This window comes from Phycisphaerae bacterium, assembly GCA_035384605.1.
Classification (GTDB): Bacteria; Planctomycetota; Phycisphaerae; order UBA1845; family PWPN01; genus JAUCQB01.
Genome location: DAOOIV010000095.1, coordinates 1 through 20,222, shown reverse-complemented (window position 1 = coordinate 20,222; position 20,222 = coordinate 1). Strand labels below are relative to the sequence as shown.

The following is a 20,222-nucleotide window of genomic DNA, read 5'->3' as shown; positions in this document are numbered from 1 at the left end:
CGATCGACTCGGCCGACTGGACCGAACTGGACAACGTCCTCTTCTCCCATGACGTGGACGGCCATGCCCAGAGCAGCCACTACGACCTGATGGTGATGGACTGGCTATGGGTGCGTCTCACGCCTGACGGCAGCGACGTCATCGACTCCGGCACCGACGTGGAAGCCTTGCTGGCGCCTGACCCGCCGACAGCCTGGACATTGACGAACAGCTTGGCCGCGGTTGATGGGCCAATCGCCACCCCGGCCGGCAACCTGTTCGTAACCATGGCCAGCATCGGTGGAGCGGCCCGACAACTGCTGCCGGTTGGTCAAACCGCCGTGGTGACACTCTCGCTGACAATCAGCGGAACACCCGGTACCTACCGCCTGACGCTGAGCGACGCATCGTTCATCAATGAGGCCATGGCGAGTGTCCCGATGATTGGTGGGCCTGAACTGGAAATCATTGTGGGGCAGTAGTAACGGCACAGGACGGCAGTCTTGTGACGAGCTGGGCCGCCGCTCACTCGGTGTGATCGTGCCAAAGGCATGAAGTGCGGAGGGAGCGACCCGGCGGCTACTCCCTCCGCACCATCATTGCTCAAGCCTTTCCTGTGGCCTGCCCAGCCGCCCCACGTGGTGTTGGAAGGTCTCGGCCATTGGCTGTCAGTTCTCAGCGATCAGACCTCAGCCAGATAAGACGATGCTCGCGCGGAGACGCTGAGACGCGGAGAGATGCGGGCGGGTGCTCTTCCTTGCGATCTCTGCGGCTCTGCGCGAGAAGTGGTCCGTTTGGACTGTTCGTCTGTTGGTCTGCCAAGGAATCACGGATCCTGGATCCTGAACCTCCTCATCAGGGCCGAAGCGGTCGACGGCGTGTTGGCGATGGATTATGCTGTGACCGTCCGCGTCAGGTAATCAGACCCGGTCGCGTGGATGTCAGATCGAGGTCACGAAGCTTCTGGGACGAGGCGCTATGAGTTCAGCGAGTCAACAACCCGAGAAATCCGCAGCCCACCCGGCCGGCCGGCAGAGCAGTGGTCAGTCCTCCGTTTTGGCCCATCGAGTCCATCTTGCCGCCATGAGTCTCCTGACTCTGGCGCTCGCGTCATATCTCATGCGCGAGTTCGCGGGGATTCTGCAACAACTGCTCGTTGCCGCTTTCATCGGCTACCTGATTGTGCCGATTCATCGCTGGTTTGTGCGTCGCCGCATCGCTTCCTGGCTGTCTTATCTGCTGCTCGTATCGGTCTTTCTGGCCGCATCTTATGGATTGGGCCAGATGATCTATCACAGCTTCTACGATCTGACCAAGAATATCCCGCGATACCAGCACAACCTCTCGGAAATGACTCGCCGGGCCGCCGATTGGATTCCGGGCGTCGATCGAGATCTGCTGCAACAGATCATTGTCGGGCAAACGGCCACCGTGGAGAGCAGCGTCACCATGATTCGATCGGCGCTGGGCACGTTCTTCAATTTCGTGAGCCAGATGGCGGTTGTACTCGTCTATCTGGTATTCCTGCTCGCCGAGCACAGCGGCTTCCGTCGCCGAATGGACGCGGCTTTCGGCGGGGAGCGAGGCGGCCGTATCATGGCGGTGGTGGATAAGATCAACGCCTCGATCGCCCAGTACATCGCGGTCAAAACGCTCATGAGCCTCCTGACCGGAGGTCTGACGGTGGTCATTCTCCTTCTGCTGGATGTCGACTTCGCGGTGTTGTGGGGCATCATCGCGTTCCTGTTGAATTTCATCCCGTACCTGGGCAGCCTGATCGCCACGCTGCTTCCGGCGTTGCTGGCCCTGGTCGACAGCGACAGTCCGTGGCGGGGGCTTGCCACTCTGGTCGCGCTGGCGATCGTGCAGAACGGGATCGGCTACATCGTGGAGCCCCGTGTGGCCGGCAACCGCCTGAACCTCAGCCCGTTGATTATTCTTCTCGCGCTCGCTTTCGGCGGAGCGATTTGGGGAATCATCGGCATGATCTTGGCCGTACCAATCACGGTGGCGATCAAGGCCGTCCTCGAAAACCTCGAAGACACTCGGCCGCTGGGTACGATGATGTCGAACATGTGAGGGACGGCCGGGGAAGAGGCGAAAGGCTTGTGGCAGCCAAGCCGTTTCAGTCTCTTCCGTCGGGACTGGTGCGCATTTTGCGCGCATGTTTCTGGATCGCAGAACGCTTGGGTTGCGGTCCGCAAAAAGGCGGTCCGCCTTAGACTTCTCACACCACTTCGAGCAGACGCTGCCGAATGCGCCGGATCAAGGCCGGATCGTCAATCTTGCTTCCGTTGTTGGTGGTGACGTAGAAGGCGTCAACCACCTGGCTGTAATGGGTTGAGATTTTCGCGGAGTGCACAGAAAGATCAATCTCAAACATCGTCCTGGTGATCGCGTAGAGCAGGCCCAGACGGTCATTGGCGAAGATCTCAATGATTGTGAAGCGATCGGAACTGGAATTGTCGATCTCAACCTGAGCGGGTTCCTGCGGACCGGCATGAGGTCCTCGGCTCAACGGTTCGCCTCGCCGGGTTATCAGCGCCTCGACCGTTTCCTGCCCGAGGAGCACGCGCTCTATACGTTCTCCGATTTCTGTCATCCGTTCGGGCGGCGGCGGGCCTGAAAAATCCAGGTCCAAGCCGCGGAACGTGTCCAGAACGACGCCGTCCGGTCGGGTGATGATCTGCGCGTCGACGATCTGAAAGCCCGATGCGGCGAGAGCTCCGGCGGCTTTCGAGAAGATGCCCGGGATCAGTCTCTCGTGGGTGAGCACGGTGTACTCTGAAAGCTGGAGATCCTTACGATATTCGGCCGTGACTCGGACACCAGCCCCATCCATACCGTGCAGCAACCGCAAGTGCGCTTTCACTCGCCGCGGCTCCGTGCCGGTCAGGTAGGACGGGGGCATGGCGTCGAGTTGTCCTGTGAGCCAAGTGGGGTCAAAGGTGCCGGCCAGTCTTTCGTGAAGCGAGGAACGCACGGCCGCCAATCTGTTTGCAGCATCACCCAACGGCGTTTCGCCGGTAAGGCATTCCATCGCGCGGGCGTAGAGGTTGGTGAGCAAGGATTCCTTCCAGGTGGTGAACTCACCGGGCGCAACCGCCTCGGTGTCGGCGGCGGTTAGAACATAGAGCATGCGAAGCAACTCCGGCGTTGCGACCAGTCGACTGAACTGGAGGAGGGTATCGGCGTCGGCTGGGTCGCGCCGCTGTGAAGTGTGGGCCATCAGCAGGTGGCGACGAACGAGAAACACGAGCAGTCGTGCTTCATGTTCATCCAAATCGAAGTCTCGGGCAGCGTCCTCGGCCATCTGTCGGCCGACTTCACAGTGGTCTTCCCCAAGACCTTTCCCGAGGTCGTGGAGCAGCAGGGCAAGGTGAAGAAGGTCCTTGCGCCGGATATCACGATACGCCAGGCCCAGCGGAGTGCGTTCATCCGCAAGACGCGCAGCGGCCTCGACAGCTCGAATCACGTGTTCGTCAATCGTGTAGTGGTGCAGCAGACTGAACTGGATCAAGCCGCGGGCGTGCTCGAAAGGGGGGATGAGCCGTTGCAGGAGGCCGACGCCGTGAAGGTTCCGGAGCAGAGTGCCCAGGCCGTGCGGCTGGGCGAGGCATTCCAGAAACCTGCGGCGTTCGGCAGTGGTGACGATGCAGGCCGGCAGGTGTTGTCGTATTTCGGATAGCGTGTCGGAGTGCACCGGCACGCCGAATCGTCTGGCCAGATCGAACGCCTGAAGCACGGTGTCGGCCTGACCGAAGGAACGGCCATCGGTGCCCCCGACAATCTCAATATGGTCGGGGTAGGCAACGATGCTGGGGGTCACGCGGCGACTCAGGATGCGGCTGTACAGCCTGCGGACCGGTGACCGTCTTTCAAGCCGTTCGATGAACCGCAACAGCAGGTCGCGAAGGCCGGCCGTGTGCCGGTAGTACTGTTGCATGAAGCACTCAACAGGAAGGAGGGCACCTTGCTGTCGGTAGCCGTATTGTTCGGCCAGCCGCAGTTGTTCCTCGCGAGTCAGCACATCCTGGGCGGAACCGGCGTGGAAATGAAGGGCGTGACGGATTCCGCGGAGGAACTCATGCGCTCCGACGATCGTGTCGGCCTCTTCGGCCGCTAGTATGCCGTCGGCCCGCAAACGGTTCAGGTCTGAGTCGCCGTAACGCGCCATTGCCAGCCAGCGCAGGAGATGGACATCCCGCAGGCCGCCGGGACTCTTCTTAACATTCGGTTCGAGCAGCAGCGCCGTCCGGCTGAAGTAGTCCTCGTGTTCTTCGGATCGAGAGGCGACAGCCTGGTTGATGAACGCGCGAAGGGCCCGGTGGCCTCGCGGAGGACAGACGCGTAGCCGCAGGTTCGTGTAGAGCTCGGGATCACCGACAATCAGGCGGGTTTCGAACAGCGCGGTCCTTGCGGCGAAGTCGGTCTCTGCGAAGGAGCCGCACTCGCCCGGGCTTCGAACGCTTTGCGACAGATGAAGCCCCGCATCCCAGAGATCCCGAACAAGTCGAGACACGAAATCCCTCGTGACCGCCGACGGCTGAGAGACGGTGAGAAAGAGCAGATCCAGGTCTGAATACGGCGCAAGGTCGCCGCGACCGTATCCGCCGACCGCAACGAGCGAGAGCGAGCCGAGCACGGAAACACGGTCATCCGGCGGAAGATCCTGGATCGCCGCCAGGTACGCTTGCCTGACCACCGAGTCACACAGGGCCGTGAGGGCCTTACTGACCTCAGCGGCTGAGCCACCGCTGTGATACATATGTCTGATCCGCTCCCGTCCCAGGATGAAATGCTCTTTCAGCCGTGAGGGATCCGATTCGGAATCGGTCGTCGGTAAGGGGTGGTTGCTCATTGAGCACCTGTGCAAACCGCATGTTCCCGGAAACCTGTCTGGAGAATCGAAGAGTCTCAACCGCTCCGGTCAGCCGCCGAAAGATGGGAGCCGGAGTTGAGGATCGCCGCCTTCGGCTCCGGGAGCGACGCCGCGTCCCGTGCGGAGAACAAGGAAGTGCTCGATCGCGTCGGCCAGAGCTTTTTCCGCCCGACGCAAGCGCCGCAGCGCTGAGTTGCTTGTTCCCATGGTCAGGAAGAACGAGGTCAAATCGCCGCCGGTCCTTTTTCACCGGTGCGAATCCGCACGATCTCGTCGAGCGATGAAACGAATATCTTTCCGTCGCCGATCTGCCCCGTGCGGGCGGCTTTGGCGATGGTCTCCAGGACCTCGGCCACCTTCGCTTCGGGCACGACGACTTCGATCTTCACCTTGGGTATGAAATCCACGGTGTACTCGGCCCCGCGGTAATGCTCGGTGTGGCCTTTCTGACGCCCGAACCCGCGGACTTCGCTCACCGTAAGCCCTTGGATACCGATCGCGGTCAGAGCGGTTTTGACCTCGTCCAGCTTGAACGGCTTGATAATGGCTTCGATTTTCTTCATCCAAGCCTCCTTTCAGCGGAGGAATGATCCGTCTCTCGACGGTCGGTGTCAGGAGTTCGGAAGTCTTGTCGTCCTATCACACAATCCCTCACTCGGTTCAGGAACCGGCCCGCGATGCCGGGAACGATTCCAGGATACTCAGTGCTTCAGAAGTTGGAAGTTCGGATAACCTTCCATGCCGTGCTCGTCGACATCGAGGCCTCTGAGTTCCTCTTCGGGGCTGACACGCAACCCCGTCAGAGCCTTCAATCCCAGGAACAGGGCGAAACCGGCCAGCAGGCACCAGATCCCGACCAGGACTGCGCCAATCAACTGCATTTTGAGCTGCTCGACACCGCCGCCATAGAACAGCCCCGGCAGCGGCCCGGTCGAACCGTGTACCGGGTTGGAGAACAGGCCGAGGGCCAAAGTGCCCCAGATACCGTTAACCAGGTGGACGGAAACCGCACCCACCGGGTCGTCCACTTTCAGCAGTCGGTCGATGAAGACGACGGAGCCGACTACCAGAACGCCCGCGACGAGGCCGATGAGTCCGGCCGCCCAGGTGTCAACGAATGCACATGGTGCCGTCACCGCCACCAGGCCGGCCAGGCAGCCGTTGCCCGCCATGCTGGCGTCCCACTTGCTAAACCAGAGCTTCGATGTCAGCAGGGCGCCGATCGTTCCCGTCGCCGCTGCGAAGTTCGTGGTCACTGCGATGTGAGCGATGGCTGCTCCGCACCCGGTGGCCATCATGGTGCTGCCGGGGTTGAAGCCGAACCAGCCCAGCCAGAGGATGAACACGCCAAGGATCGCCAGCGGAAAGTTGTGACCCGGAATGGCATTGACCTTCCCGCCCGGGCCGTATTTGCCCATTCGCGGCCCCAGAACAATCGCACCGGTTAGCGCCAGCCAGCCGCCTACCGAGTGAACCACGGTCGAGCCGGCGAAGTCAAACATGCCTTTGCCTTCGCCGAACATGTTGCCGGCCGATAAAAGCCCTCCGCCCCAGATCCAATGACCGGCGACCGGGTATATGAATACGGTGATTGCCAGGCTGTACAGCATGTAGCTGGTGAACCTCGTGCGTTCGGCCATGGCGCCCGACACGATCGTTGCGGCCGTCCCCGCAAAGACGAGCTGGAAAATGAACTTGGCATCCAGGCTGACGGAAGTCCATGACAGGGCCGCAAACGTCGTCCCCGCATCACCTTGGAGAAACCAGCCGCTTGTCCCGAACCACTTGTTGCCCGTTCCGAACATGATCGCAAAGCCGATCGCCCAGAATCCGATGCTGGCAAAACAGAAGTCCAGCAGGTTCTTCATGCAGATGTTCACGGTGTTCTTGGCCCGGGTCAGACCGGTCTCAACCAACGCAAATCCGGCCTGCATCCAGAATACCAGAAATGCCGTAATCAGAACCCACAGGGTATCCACGTCGACCGACAGCAATGAAACCTTGTCGAGGATGTCGCTGGCCGACGGCGGCTGAGTCTCCTGACCGAAAGCGCGAGTAGCCAGTATGGCTGTTGCCAGGACTGCCAGGAGTGGTAGTAGTTTTCCCATCAAACGTTTGAATGTATTCTCATTCACGAGTAGTCTCCTCCGGCAATCGGGATTGTAACCCGGTTACATCAGCGGGAAGAACGGACATGATCCTTCTCTTCGTTGCTCATTGTTCGTAGCGCAGCGGCCGATGAGCATTGCTGCACAATCGGGTCAGACTGGTAAGCGTCGCGAATGCTCTGTGGATCGATACCATACTTCTTCACCCTCAACCCCATGATCCGTTCGGTAATGCCCAGAGACCGGGCGGCGCGTGATTGATTCCCTTTGGTTCGTATCAGTGCCTCGATGACCAGTTGCCGTTCGAGGCGTTCAAGGCTCTCTTTCAACTTGGGGCCGGAAAGAGGCGATTGATCAGATTTGCCTCGGCTGACGTTTGCGTGTGTCGAACAGTCGTTCTCGGGCGACCGCTTCGTTGTCAGCTTCGCATTCATAGTCCTGTTCCTCGGCGTTGTTGATCATCCGGCCCGTTTTGAGGTCGGAACACGCCGTTCCTCATCTGCAACCCGTGTGCCACGAAGTCGTGAACCAACCCGCGGATGTCGTAACTACTTGCAAAAACAGTGCCTGCGCCTGTTCTCCATCCGTCGTTGTGCGATCTGCCGATAAACGATGAGCATACGTATGCGTAGGAATTGGCCCTCGGGACGTACTACCATGTAGGTTTGTGAATCTTGCCTATTTGAGCACCATGCCACTTAAAGCCCGCAGCACATGTTCTTCTTTTGCGTTGGGAGCAGATTCAGCCTTGCGGGTCGTTACAACCCTACGGCCGGACATCTGTGCGGCTTGCTCGCGTGTTTCCGGATCGCGGTACGCTTGGCTTGCGGCCCGCAAGAAGGCGCTCCGCCTTGGAAATCGCTGCCCCTTTGATTCCGCAGCCTTGGGCCGTCACCGGGCCGCGGCGCTTATGGCCGCACCGCGACCGGCCGGACCGTTGACCGGATCGAAGAAGTTGGTGATCAAGCTCAAATAATACCTCGGACAATATGCCGCAAACCCCACGTGCCCGCCGCTTGGCAAAATGATCGCCCCCACCCTCGGATTGTCTACCGTCGCCATCAGGTCGGCAACGTCCTGAGCCGGCACCAGCGGGTCGTCGGCTCCATGAACGATCAGCACCGGCATGCGGGCGAACTCCAGTTTGTCCCCCGATGGTTCTCCGTTGTACGAAATCAGCCGAAGAAACGGATACCCCTCCCGCGCCCCGTGCGGCATGGGAATACCGTAGCCGTTATGCTCATACTCAATCAGGTTGCGCAGACTCCCGCTCCTTTCAGGATACCCCTTGCGCACCATGCGGTCCCGGATCGTGTCCTGGATCGCCGCATAGATCGGATGCGCCCAGATCGATCGCTGCCGATCCAGCTCATCCATCAGCACTTCCCAACGAACCACCGGCGAAAATGCGATAATGCCGGCCGAGAAGCGGCGACGCAAAGGTTCCGGCGGGCACTGCAAGTAAGGCCTGATTGCCGGCGAAATCTGAGGATCGTCAGGCAATCGGCCATCGTACCACGCCGCCAGCAGGGCAATACTGGCGTTCCAGCAATAGGCGATCAGCCCCGTCCGGCGAATGTGCGGCAACTGCTCAAGGTAGTCCGACACCTGCATCAGGTCGTCGGTCTCCATGACGCCGAACGTGTGATACATCCGCGGGTACCGCGACTCCGTCTGACCGTGGCCGCGAAGCTCCAGGTGCAGCACATGAAACCCGGACTCACGCAGCGGAATCGCCAGGTCGCGGCTGCGCTTGACGCCGTGATCGCCGAATAGCCCCGGCAGGATCACCACGCAGTCCGCTTCGATGATCTCGCCGTTCCCGTTGCGGGCATAGCCCAGACGGCCCGACAGCTCGAGCTGGTCGTCAACCGCCAGACGCATGGGAATCCAGACGTCCTCGAAGCCCGGCCAGGCCGCTGCCTGCTTCTCAATGCAGTAGTCCCGGCTGGCCGCTTGAGCCGAATAGCGGATTCCCCGATAGTTCTTGACAATGCTCTGAAGACTCTGCCGGCTGACGCCGAAGTGACGCAGGACGTCCACAGCCCGTCCGTCGCCGTTCACCAGTTCTTCAGTGAGTAGTGGGCTCGCAACCGAGTCAGGCAACAACCCGGCAAGCTCCCTTTGCGTCCGCCTCAGCCAGACTCGCGTGGACGCTCCATCCTCCCCGTTGACCAGACGCTCCGAAACGCGAACCGATGCCTCCGGGTCCATCTTGAACGATTTTTCAGGGAAGCAGCCTAGGTTTGCCGCCATGAGTACCCCCATACCCCCGACGGCCGCGAAGGCACGTCCGGCCCGTCGGCACATGAAAGTCCACACGACCTGACCTCCATCGGACGTTGCATCATATCGAGCCCGATAGTGTAAAAGCTCATGCATGCCCGGTCAAACAGCCCGATACACAGACCGCCTCGCCCCAATCCCGCTGGTAGCCCGGCTTGACTCGGTCTCCTCCTCGCCATGAGCCTGACCGTAGGGCGCAGCAACGAGCGCAGCGCCGATTCACCCCAAGACTCTTGCCCAAAATCATCATCACAGATCTCGTCCGCAACGATTCACAAACGTCATCCGCCACGTATACTGCTGCCATGATCCGCGTGGACCACCTGCGAAAAACATTCGGCTCAACGAGGGCCGTCGACGGCATCTCATTCGAGGTCCGGCGCGGCGAGACGTTTGGCCTTCTGGGCCCCAATGGCGCAGGTAAGACAACGACGCTTCACATGCTCGTCGGGCTCCTCAAACCCGACGCAGGGGATATTCACATCGACGGCGCAACCGATCCCACACGGCCGCGGGTTCGCCGCAGCATCGGCTTGGCGCCCCAGACCCTCTCCCTCTACGAGGATATGACCGCTACGGAGAACCTCAAGTTCTTCGGTCGCCTCTACGGCCTGCGCGACGGGCGACTGTCCGAACGCGTCGCCCAAGCTATCGAACAGGCCGGCCTCGCCGACCGCTCCCGTCACCTGGTCAAAACCTATTCGGGCGGCATGAAGCGACGCCTCCACCTGGCGTGCGCCCTCCTGCATCAGCCGCAAGTGCTCCTGCTCGATGAGCCCACTCTCGGCGTCGATCCCCAGGCAAGGCTCCATATCCTCGAGGACATCGAGCAGCTCGGCCGACAGGGCCGCACAATTCTCTTCACCACCCACTACATCGAGGAGGCCCAGAAACTCTGCAATCGTGTCGCGATCATGGATCACGGCCGGATCCTGGCCATGGATACCGTATCGGCCATGATCGATTGCCATGGCGGACAAGCGGTGGTTCACGCCGAACTCGACGAGGCGCCGCCCGGCGACTGGTCCTTGCCCGGCCGTCTCAACGGCACGTCCCTGTCGGCCGAAACGGATCACCCGTTTGAAACGGTCAGACGGTGGGCCGCGTCGGGCATTCGCATCCGGAGCCTCAGCATCGAGCGCCCAAGTCTCGAAACGGTCTTCCTGAGACTCACCGGCCGGAGGTTGCGGGACTGATGCGCACCGTCCTGGCAATCGCGGGCAAGAATCTGCTCCTCTGTTGGCGCGACCGCCTCGCTTTCTTCTGGTGGATGATCGGCTTTCCACTATTGATCGCCATCCTGATCGGCACCATGTTCGCGGGCGTCCTCAGCGGCCAGTCCCAGCCTGTGCTGGTTGCGGTGATTGACGAGGCACGGAACAGCGACTCGCGGGAGTTCATCGCCGCCTTGTCGCAGTCCGAAATCCTGCAGATCAGTCGGTCGTCAAGAGACGATGCTGAAACCTGCGTGCGGCGAGGCTCGCTCTCCGCGTTTGTTCTGTTGCCCGCAGGTTTCAAATTGACTCCCGCCGGTCTGCTTGATGCGAGGCTCCCGATCGCGGTTGGCGCCGATCCTTCCAGAACCGCCGAACTGGCTTATCTGCAGGCCGCGTTGCGCGAAGCCGCGGCCGGAGTAATCCGTGCCCGGTGGAACGATCCGCTCCGAAGATCCGAAATGATCGACGCATGGTTGAAGGCACAAGGCCGTTCCGGGCCGTCACGCTCACTTGACCGAGCGGCAGTCGAAGCGCTGTTGGCAACCTTCGATCCCCGCCTCACCTCGATGCCGGAATCCGCCGGCCCCCGGCCGGCGCTGTCCAATGTCGAACTCATCCCCTTTACCGCCTGGCGCAACACACCCCGGTCTCCCTTCGACGTGTGCTTCCCGCTTGGCATGATCTGGGGCTTGCTGGGCCTCACGGCCGAGTTCGCCATGGCCTTTGCCAAGGAGCGCGAGACGGGCACTTGGCTTCGCTTGCGAATCGCCCCCATCCGGCGTTGGCAGATTCTGCTGGGCAACGGCTTGGCCTGCCTGGTCGCGAGCGTCGGCGTCATCGCAATGCTGCTGCTGGTCGGCCGGGTGGCTTGCGGTGTCCGGGTCGACAACCCGCTCGCTTTACTGCTCGGCGTCCCTTGTGTTGCCCTCTGCTTCGTGGGCCTGACAATGCTGCTCTCGGTGCTGGGTCGCACCGAATCGTCCGTCGGCGGCGCCGGATGGGCATGCCTGCTCGTCATGGCCATGCTCGGCGGCGGAATGGTCCCCCGGATGTTCATGCCGTCCTGGATGGAGACGGCCGGAAACCTCAGCCCCGTCAAGTGGGCCATCGTCGCCTTCGAGGGCGGCATCTGGCGGGGCTTCAGTCTGCGGGAGATCCTCCTGCCGTGCAGCCTGCTCCTGGCCCAGGGTCTGGTCTATGGCACGCTCGGGGTCATCATCATGCCCAGATTCAAGGAATAAAACGTAAAACCCCGTCTTGGCGCCCGCCGGACATCGCGTCACTCAAAACGCTCAATGACTCCCTCAATCGTCTCGACCGCGTTACCTTCAAACCGGTTATTCACAAAGGCAAAAAGCTCACGATTCTCTGCAACACATGTCTCCATTAACCGCGCCAACGCCGACCGGCCCTCCGGGTATGGGTCTTGCACCTTCTCGTATGGGGCAAAGCGATCGACCGCCTGCTGATAAGTACGCCCGGGCCGCAACAGCAGCCGCGCCGTGGCGAACGGCGCGGTCAATGTGCCGGGCAGCTCAATCTGCCGGGGCAGCGAGGGCATGCGAGTCCAACTGTTGTAACAATGCGCTACCCCGTGTCCTCTGAGACACGAAAGGTAATCCGCACCGAATTCAAGATACTCGGGGTTCCGCACTTCGACGCTGAACCGAAAATGGTCCAGAGGCAAACGCGACAACATGCGGTCCAGTGCGGCCGCGAACCCCTTCGGATCGACCATTGGCCCCTCGCGAATGGTGCCGAATTCAAAGATCAGTATTCCCAGCTTGTCTCGATACGGCTCGAGGCGATCGAGAAGCTCCGATTTGACCACCGACGCATCCATGAAGTGGGGATTCCGCTGCCCGGCCCTCTGGCCGTAACGCCGCAGATCGGGAAAACGCTCAACGGTGATGTCCTCCGGAACCTTGAGGCTGAACCGAAAGCCCCTCGGAACTTGGGCGAAGATTTCGTGCCACGTCTTCTCTGACGGAAACTGGTAGAACGCGAAGTCTCCACAGACGGTCGGAAACACCCGCGAATACTCCTCCAGGCACGTCTCGTTGAACCTTTTCTCCGAAAACCGGCCGCGCGTCTCATACCGGGCGGGCGTGTAGATCTGGCCAAGCCAGCCGGGGTATTTCCAGCTCGATGTGCCCAGATAGATACCCCGCCGGGCGAGTCGGGCGAGACGCTGGGACAGCATCGTGGCCCGCGCTGGCGGCACCGGGGCTGCAGGTGTCTCTTCCCAGCCGAAGCCAAGCTGCTCACCAGGCATAGCGCCCTTCCATCCTTCGCAGGATTGTACCCTCGCCAGGGGGCCTTTGCGATGTTCTTGCTATTTGCAGTTCGGATTTTGTTAGGTTATAATATATCGTCAGTATTGGGGGACTAACCATGCGAACATTTATTGACATAACTGACTTATGCACAAAACTTTACGATCATAATGAAGCTGCTGGCGGCCAGGCCGGAAACGCCTTGGTCAACAACGGCGGGATTGATGAGAGCGACCTGGTAAGCATCGCTGCGGGCTGGCCGGGGGAGTTGGCCGAAGGGTGCGCGCGCCTTGACCCCGCGGCGATCCTGCGGGCCACGCCTCGCAGCTTCGCCCTGCGCGTCCGAGGCCAGTCGATGGTCAACGCCGGTATCTACGACGGAGACATCGTCGTCGGCGAGATCACCCCCGTCGCCCGACCCGGCGCGATTGTGGTCGCCCTGATCGACGGCGAGTCCACGCTCAAACGCCTGATGGTCGAACGTGGCCGTCCGTACCTGATCTCTGAGAACCCAACATGCCCGGCCTTCATGCCCCTCGGCGAACTCGTGATTCAGGGGGTGGTGCATACGGTGGTGCGAAGAGTGCAGTGATCAGTCGTCAGTTTTCAGTTGTCAGTGCGAAGACAAAGGAGAAATCATGCAGGATTTTCGAAAACTGCAGGTGTGGCAAAAAGGGCACCAGTTGGTGTTGGCCGTATACCGCGATACGAGGCGCTTTCCGAAAGAGGAGATATTTGCCCTGACGAACCAGATGCGGCGAAGCGCCATATCCACCTGTGCCAACATCGCCGAAGGTTGTGGAAGGCAAACAAACTCGGAATTGAGTCATTTCATGCACATTGCGATGGGCTCGGCTTGTGAGCTGGAATATCATCTGCTTCTCGCGCGAGACCTCGGCATGCTTGCTATCGATAGATATAAACAGTTGGCCACCGACTTGGCCGAAGTCAAACGGATGCTCACATCGTTGATTCAGAAGGTCAAAGCGAAAAACTGAGCCCTGACAACTGAAAACTGATAACTGAACACTCATGTTCCTTCTCCATTTCGACGCCGACGCCTTCTTCGCCTCCGTTGAACAAGCGGCCGACAACCGCCTCCGTGGCCGCCCCGTGGCGGTAGGGGGGCTCCACCGCGGAATCGTCGCCTCCGCCAGCTATGAAGCCCGGCAATACGGCGTCCGCACCCCCATGCCCATGAGCCAGGCCAGACGGCTGTGCCCGAAACTCATCGTCCTGCCAGTGCGGTTCGAACTATACGAGCAATTCTCGGAAAACATCTTCGGCATGGCCGAGGAGATCACCCCCATCGTCGAAAAGCAGGGCATTGATGAGGGCTATCTGGATTTGACCGGTACCCCTGCCTGCCGCAAACGCGAGCCGGCAGAGGTGGCGGATAAATTCGGACGCGACGTCCGCGACTGGCTGAAGGTGACGATTTCCCGTGGCGTGGCCCGGACCAAACTGATCAGCCAGATAGCCAGTAAACTAAACAAACCCAACGGCCTGACCGTCATCCCGCCTGACGAGTCGACGGAACTATCGTTCCTGCAACCACTTGCGGTCAAATGGTTGCCCGGAATCGGCGAGGTTGGAGCTAGATTGTTTGAGTCCGCAGGGATCCTCCGGATCGGCCAAGTAGCCGAAATGCCATTGGACTGGCTGACCGAATTGGTCGGTTCGGCAGCCCATCAGATTCGCGATTTCGCCCGCAATATCGACCCTCGCCCAGTCGAGCTAACCCGCCCTGACGCTTTTTCGTACGGCCACCAGGAGACATTCCCGGAAGACAAAACGAACCCAAACCAGGTCTTGGCCGCCCTGTGTCGGCTGGCGGACGAGGCTTTTCTCCGCCTTCGGGCCGACGGTAAACAAGCCCGCACGGTCACCGTCAAAATCCGCTACACCGACATGGACGAGCACCAGGGCCAGATGAGTCTCCCCGAGCCCACGGATGTGGAAATGCAGGTCTACCCGTTGCTGTCAAAGTTGCTTGACCGGCTGTGGGATCGCCGGGTCCGCATCCGCATGGTCCAGGTAAAGCTCTCGAACATCTACAGCGGGTTCAGCCAGATGGACCTGTTCGGCGCGAAACAGAAACAACGCAACCTGGCCATCGCCTGCCAGGCGATTCGCGAACGATTCGGAACAAAAGCGATGATGAGGAAACATGATTGGGAAGCGGTCAGCGATCAGCATTCAGCAGTCAGCAAGGACATGCTTACAGCAGGTTGTCTTGCCGGTTTGGAATGAATGGCGGATCGCTATGCCCATCCCCCTCCACAACCGCTCATCCTATTCCTTCGGCTCGTCACTGACACGACCGGAGGAGTTGGCGGCTTTTGCAGCCGAGCATGGCATCCCTGCCATCGCGCTTACGGATCTCAACGGCCTCTATGCCGCCGTCGAGTTCCAGAAAGCCTGTCAGCGCGCAGGCGTCAAACCGATCTTCGGAGCGGAACTGACCTTGACGAGCCACGGGGTTGATCCCCGTGGCCTTCCTTCCCTTCCGACGGTGAATGATCGCGAAAACCGGCAGCATGAACCTGCCGCCTCGTCAAGAGGGGTTTATCCCCGTGGCTCTGAAAACCAAGTAAGGTCCGCGCCCGCGGACCATACGATCGTTCACCGTTCACCATTCACCATTCACCATTCAACATTCAACATTCAGCATGTAAGGTCCGCGCCCGCGGACCATACCGCCGAGAGAATCACCGTCACACTGCTGGCCGAGAACCCGACCGGCTACGGCAACCTCTGTCGTCTGATCTCGCTGCATCATCTACGTGAAACACCCCTCGATTTGCAGGATCTATGCGAACATGCCGAGGGCCTGATCTGCCTTCTGGGACAGTGGAACGAGCCACGGGGTTTATCCCCGTGGTATACCCCGATCCTGCGGGATGCGTTTGAGGGGCAACTCTATGTGGAATTGGCGGTACACGGACCGGATGACGTTCTGGTCGCCCGCCGACGGGCACGTATCGCTGATGAACTGGGTATTCCCGTACTTGCAAGCTGTGAGTCGCGATGTCTGAAACGCTGGCACATGCCGGCCCTGCGGGCACTGGCGTCAATCGGCACACTGACGCTCCTTGACGAACCGCACCCCGACAAACCACAAGGTACGTGGCATCTGCGGACGCCGTCCGAAATGAAACACCTCTTCCATCGCCGCCCCGACGCCCTGGCCAACACGATGAAGGTGGCTGAGCGATGCAATATGACCATCGATCTGTCGCAGAATCGCTTCCCGCCTTTCGAGTCTTCCGACCGCCGGTCCGCGGCCCAACATCTCCGCGATTTGTGCGTCGCCGGCTGTCGTCGTCGTTACGTCGAACAGCCGCAGCAGAAGGGAATCGGCGGAAAACGCCCGACGCTCGCGGAAGCCCTCGAGCGGCTCGACCGCGAGCTGACCGTCATCGAGCAGGTGCACTACGCCGAATACTTCCTGGTCTTTCACGAGATCGTCGAATACTGCCGAAGCTGGGGAATCGCAGTACTGGCTCGCGGCTCCGCGGCCGATTCGCTGGTCTGCTACTCGCTGGGTGTCAGCCATGCCTGCCCGTTCCGATTCGACCTGCCGTTCGACCGCTTCCTCAATCCCGAGCGGGCCAGATTCAGCAAAATGGCGGATATCGACCTCGATCTGCCCTGGGACCGCCGGGATGAGGTGGTGCGATGGGTGTACGAGCGATGGGGCTACGACCGTGTGGCGATGATCGGTTCGCCGAACAGGTTCCACGGCCGCGCGGTGGTGGCGGAACTGGGCAAAGTGCTTGGCCTGCCGCCTCACGAGGTACACGAAATCACACGATATGTGCCGCACACCTCGGCGGACGACTTGGCCAGGGCCATTCCGGCCTCTCCGGAAGCCCGCCGGCTGTCGCTGGAGGAAGAACCGCTTCCCTCGATCCTGCGGGTGGCCGGACTCTTCGAGGGCCTGCCGCGCCACTGGTCGATGCACCCGTGCGGCCTGGTCGTTTCGCCCGAACCGCTGACCGACCTCGTGCCCGTGCAGCGGTCGCCGAAAGGCCCACTGGTGGCCCAATACGACATGGACGCGATCGAGGAACTGGGCTTCATCAAGATCGATCTGCTCGGCCAGGCCGGCCTGTCGGTCCTGCGCGATACGGTGGATGAGGTGCATCGCACGGAAGGAATTACGGTCGACCTCGAACAGGATGTCGATTACTCGGAAGGCCAAACATGGGACATGATCGCTCGCGGCGATGCCCGCGGCGTGCATCACATCGAGTCCCCGGCCATGACCAGCCTGCTGGTCCAGTCCAACTGCCGCGACATCGACTGCCTGACGGCCATCGTGGCCATCATCCGTCCCGGAGCAGCCAATCAAGGTAAAAAAGAGGCATTCTGTCGTCGCTATCAGCAGCTGGAACCGCCCGGACAGGTGCATCCAGCCCTAACTTCCGTCCTGGCAGGCACCTACGGCCTGATGATCTTTGAGGAGCACATCCTCCAGGCGGCCGTCGAGTTCGCCGGCATGAACCTCGGCCGGGCTGACGTCCTGCGCCGGGCGCTCAACAAGGAAAATCTCCCGATGATCCGCCGAATGGAAGGCGAGTTTCGCGAAGCCGCCCGGTTGCAAGGCCGAAGCGAGGCGGAGATCAACGAAGTCTGGGCCATGATCGAGGGCTTCCGCGGCTTCATGTTCAACAAGGCCCACTCGGCCGAGTACGCGGTCGAGGCTTTCCAAGGCGCCTGGCTCAAACGCCGTTGGCCGGCCCATTACCTGGCGGCGGTCCTGTCGAACTACCGCGGCTTCTATGCCCATTCGCCCACCCTCCCCCAGATCCTCTACGTCATGGAGGCCCTCCGCCTCGGCGTCGGTTTCCTCCCCCCATGCGTCAATCGCTCACGCAAGCGTTTCAGCGTGGAACACGTCCAGGTACCCCATCGCGCCGGCGGTGAGGGACCGAATTCGAATGAAAGCCGCCCCGCCTTGACGAGCCACGGGGTTTATCCCCGTGGTCTTCCTTTTCTTCCAACGGGGTACGGTCCCGAAGACCGGCCGGATAATCCTGCCGGCTCGACAAGAGGGGTTTATCCCCGTGGTCTTCCTTTTCTTCCAACGGGGTACGGTCCCGAAGACCGGCCGGATAATCCCGCCGGCTCGATAAGAGGGGTTTATCCCCGTGGTCTTCCTTTTCTTCCAACGGGGCACGGTCCCGAAGACCGGCAGGATAATCCACGAGGTGCCATGACCTGGGCTATCTTCTCAAATCGTGCGAGTGAAAAACAAGATGGGATTCACCGGAAGGGTACGGATAATCCTGCCGGCCCGACAAGAGGGGTTTATCCCCGTGGTGCCGACCCTGTAGGGTCCGCGCCCGCGGACCATTCATTTCGGTTAATGATCCGCGTCCCCGTCACTCACATCCAGGAATTGTCGCAGGCATTCCTCGAACGATATCTCGATGAACGCGAAAAGGGGCCCTTCGAAAGCGTGGACGATTTCGTGCGGCGCTGCCGACCAACGGAGTCGGAGGGGCGGCTGTTGCTGGACAGCGGGGCGCTGGACGTGTTCGGCATTTCGCGACCGATGTTGTTCTGGCGATTGAGACGGCTGCAAGGAATGGGGCACGAACACGGCGGCACGCTGTGGAAGACGCAACCCGAGAAGGATGACCAGACCCCGCCGGTGGATCTGGACTGTCCCGATGCCTGGCAGGTGGCCAGACGCGAGATGGACTTGCTCGGCTTCCCGATCACAATCGATCCCATCACGTATTTGAGCCGCGACGACAAGGGCAGAACAATCGACTGGTCGCGATATGTCCCGGTCTCGGAATTGAACGAGCATACCGGCCGTCGCGTCTCGGTTTGCGGCTTGATGGTCGCCGACCGCGTTAACCGCACCAATACGGGTGATCTGATGAAGTTCGTGACCCTCGCCGACCGGACCGGATTCGTGGAAACGTGCTTGTTCCCGAACACTTACCGTCGTTTCGGCCATCTGACGGCCGCCAACCCGATCCTGGCGGTGGACGGCGTAGTCGAGATGTTCGAAAACAAACGAGGTCTTACCTTGCGAGCAGAACGAGTCCAGGTGCCCGCCATGATCTGAAAGCTGGACACCAAATAAGAGCTATTAGAGTACTTTAGCCTCCTTAACCCAGTTCATTACCTCGGCAACAGCCGCCTCCGGTGTCAGCTTCACCATCTCCTTGCTGTCCCGCATCTTCACTTCCACCACGCCCTCCGTCAGGCCCTTCTTGCCCACGGTGACGCGAATGGGGATCCCGATCAGGTCCGCGTCTTTGAACTTGAACCCCGGCCGTGCGTCCCGGTCGTCCAGCAGGACGTCCATACCTTCTTCCGCAAGTCGGTCGTGAATTCTGCGAGCCGCGGACATCACGCCTTCTTCTCGGGTGTCGAGAGCGACGATCAGCACCTCGAACGGAGCGATGCTCATGGGCCAGCAAATGCCGTCGGCGTCATGGTGAGCCTCGATCGCCGCGGCCATGATCCGGTTCACGCCGATCCCGTAACAGCCCATGATGAACTCGCGGGCCTTGCCGTTCTCGTCCAGAAAGGTCGCCCCCATGCTGGCCGAATACTTCGTCCCCAGCTTGAACACGTGGCCTACTTCGATGGCCTTCCGGAACAACATCCTCGACCCGCTGCCGTTGGGCGCAATGTCCCCCTCGACCACGTTACGGACGTCGGCCACGATCGCTGCACTCAGCTTCTCGGCCGCTACGTCTCGGACCCAGTTGAAGCCCGTCACATGATGGTCCTTCTTGTTGGCCCCGGTCACCGCATTGACCAGCGCTCTCGCGTCCGGATCAATGATCAGCGTGCAGTCCTTTTGGTTGACAACGTGCGGTCCGACGTACCCGATGGCGAAACCGTCCTGCTCGGCCCGGGCGATCTCGCCCATCGTCAGGGTCCCGCCCGGGCAGAGCCGCTTGGCCTTATTCTCATTGACGTCGTGGTCGCCGCGTACGCAGATGATGACGTAACCGGCCCCGGCCTTCGCTTCCGACGAGGAGGGTTCGAAACGGTACACCAACGTCTTAATCATCTGTGATGATTGGACCCCAAGAAACCTGCATACGTCCTCGATGCCCGGGCAGCCCGGCGTATGAACCGTCTCAAGGCTTTTCATGTCCCCGGGGGCCGGGTCGCCCGGCAGCGGTGGCACCGCGCGGGCGGCACGCTCGATGTTGGCCGCATAAGACCCGTCTTCGCTGATGGCCACGAAATCCTCGCCGGCGTCGGTCAGCACCATGAACTCGTGTGAGGCATCCCCCCCGATCGGGCCGGACTCGGCCTCAACCGCCAGGTACGGCAGACCGCACCGCTTGAAGATGCGACAGTAGGCGTCGTACATTCTGCGATAGCTGGCATCCAGCCCCGCCAGGTCGACGTCGAACGAGTAGGCGTCCTTCATCAGAAACTCACGAGTGCGCAGGATCCCGCTCTTGGCCCTTTCCTCGCCACGGAACTT

Annotated in this window: 15 protein-coding genes; 8 read left to right on the top strand and 7 right to left on the bottom strand. The window is 60.8% G+C overall.

Going from position 1 to position 20,222, the window contains the following annotated elements; all coding sequences use genetic code 11:
- Together PLL20_17030 and PLL20_17025 are read left to right on the top strand one after the other, a co-directional pair.
- Positions 1-461, top strand: a 461-nt coding sequence (locus PLL20_17030) for a hypothetical protein (GenBank protein HPD31698.1), incomplete at its 5' end; no start/stop codon positions are given.
- Positions 462-957: 496 nt separating this feature from the next.
- Positions 958-2,058 (top strand): AI-2E family transporter, encoded by a 1,101-nt coding sequence (locus tag PLL20_17025; protein ID HPD31697.1) that lies wholly within the window; start codon positions 958-960, stop codon positions 2,056-2,058.
- A gap of 148 nt (positions 2,059-2,206) precedes the next feature.
- On the opposite strand, the gene glnD is transcribed toward PLL20_17025, so the two are convergent.
- From glnD to PLL20_17000, 5 genes are all read right to left on the bottom strand, one after another.
- Complete coding sequence (gene glnD, locus PLL20_17020; GenBank protein ID HPD31696.1) at positions 2,207-4,840, bottom strand: [protein-PII] uridylyltransferase; 2,634 nt, start codon at positions 4,838-4,840, stop codon at positions 2,207-2,209.
- Between the two features lie 245 nt (positions 4,841-5,085).
- Entirely contained in the window at positions 5,086-5,424 is a 339-nt protein-coding gene (locus tag PLL20_17015) for a P-II family nitrogen regulator (protein ID HPD31695.1), read from the bottom strand.
- 138 nt (positions 5,425-5,562) lie between these two features.
- Positions 5,563-6,996, bottom strand: a complete 1,434-nt coding sequence (locus tag PLL20_17010; protein ID HPD31694.1) for an ammonium transporter — start codon at positions 6,994-6,996, stop codon at positions 5,563-5,565.
- A 41-nt stretch (positions 6,997-7,037) separates the two neighbouring features.
- The gene (locus PLL20_17005) at positions 7,038-7,403 is read right to left on the bottom strand and encodes a helix-turn-helix domain-containing protein (protein ID HPD31693.1); all 366 of its coding nucleotides are present in this window, start codon (positions 7,401-7,403) and stop codon (positions 7,038-7,040) included.
- A 457-nt stretch (positions 7,404-7,860) separates the two neighbouring features.
- Positions 7,861-9,291 (bottom strand): alpha/beta fold hydrolase, encoded by a 1,431-nt coding sequence (locus tag PLL20_17000; GenBank protein HPD31692.1) that lies wholly within the window; start codon positions 9,289-9,291, stop codon positions 7,861-7,863.
- Between the two features lie 197 nt (positions 9,292-9,488).
- On the opposite strand from PLL20_17000, the gene PLL20_16995 reads away from it, so the two are divergent.
- Both PLL20_16995 and PLL20_16990 read left to right on the top strand, forming a co-directional pair.
- Positions 9,489-10,451 carry an ABC transporter ATP-binding protein gene (locus PLL20_16995; GenBank protein ID HPD31691.1) on the top strand — a complete coding sequence of 321 codons (963 nt, stop codon included), beginning with the start codon at positions 9,489-9,491 and terminating at the stop codon, positions 10,449-10,451.
- Positions 10,451-11,713: an ABC transporter permease gene (locus PLL20_16990; protein ID HPD31690.1), complete on the top strand. Its 1,263-nt coding sequence runs from the start codon at positions 10,451-10,453 to the stop codon at positions 11,711-11,713. The genes PLL20_16995 and PLL20_16990 overlap by 1 nt, the downstream gene beginning before the upstream one ends.
- Positions 11,714-11,751: 38 nt before the next feature.
- Here PLL20_16990 and PLL20_16985 read toward each other — a convergent pair whose 3' ends face one another.
- Positions 11,752-12,747, bottom strand: coding sequence for a DUF72 domain-containing protein (locus PLL20_16985; GenBank protein ID HPD31689.1), 996 nt, complete (start codon positions 12,745-12,747; stop codon positions 11,752-11,754).
- 119 nt (positions 12,748-12,866) lie between these two features.
- On the opposite strand from PLL20_16985, the gene PLL20_16980 reads away from it, so the two are divergent.
- The 4 genes from PLL20_16980 to dnaE are packed head-to-tail and all read left to right on the top strand — an operon-like array spanning position 12,867 to position 18,836.
- On the top strand, positions 12,867-13,340 hold the full coding sequence (locus PLL20_16980) for a S24 family peptidase (GenBank protein ID HPD31688.1): 474 nt from the start codon (positions 12,867-12,869) through the stop codon (positions 13,338-13,340).
- A 46-nt stretch (positions 13,341-13,386) separates the two neighbouring features.
- Positions 13,387-13,746 (top strand): four helix bundle protein, encoded by a 360-nt coding sequence (locus PLL20_16975; protein HPD31687.1) that lies wholly within the window; start codon positions 13,387-13,389, stop codon positions 13,744-13,746.
- 34 nt (positions 13,747-13,780) lie between these two features.
- The gene (locus PLL20_16970) at positions 13,781-15,001 is read left to right on the top strand and encodes a DNA polymerase IV (protein HPD31686.1); all 1,221 of its coding nucleotides are present in this window, start codon (positions 13,781-13,783) and stop codon (positions 14,999-15,001) included.
- Positions 15,002-15,014: 13 nt separating this feature from the next.
- Positions 15,015-18,836 carry a DNA polymerase III subunit alpha gene (gene dnaE, locus PLL20_16965; GenBank protein HPD31685.1) on the top strand — a complete coding sequence of 1,274 codons (3,822 nt, stop codon included), beginning with the start codon at positions 15,015-15,017 and terminating at the stop codon, positions 18,834-18,836.
- Positions 18,837-18,860: 24 nt separating this feature from the next.
- On the opposite strand, the gene proS is transcribed toward dnaE, so the two are convergent.
- Positions 18,861-20,222 (bottom strand): proline--tRNA ligase (gene proS, locus PLL20_16960; GenBank protein ID HPD31684.1); only part of this gene is annotated, 1,362 nt, incomplete at its 5' end.